At 55.2% G+C, this 241-nt stretch carries 1 pseudogene; it reads left to right on the top strand.

What is annotated here, in order from left to right:
* Nucleotides 1-241 (top strand): annotated as a pseudogene (locus HMPREF0549_RS09010) (DNA-packaging protein); the annotation flags it as partial.

Below are 241 nucleotides of genomic sequence, written 5' to 3'. Positions count from 1 at the left end.
GGTGCGAGTATCCGTACCATTCAGAACTGGCAGGAACAGGGAATGCCCGTTCTGCGAGGCGGTGGCAAGGGTAATGAGGTGCTTTATGACTCTGCCGCCGTCATAAAATGGTATGCCGAAAGGGATGCTGAAATTGAGAACGAAAAGCTGCGCCGGGAGGTTGAAGAACTGCTGCAGGCCAGCGAGACAGATCTCCAGCCAGGGACTATTGAGTACGAACGCCATCGACTTACGCGTGCGC

The organism is Limosilactobacillus vaginalis DSM 5837 = ATCC 49540, from assembly GCF_000159435.1.
Lineage (GTDB): Bacteria > Bacillota > Bacilli > Lactobacillales > Lactobacillaceae > Limosilactobacillus > Limosilactobacillus vaginalis.
Note: the sequence above shows the minus strand (reverse complement) of the source record. Positions and strands in the feature narration are given on the sequence as shown.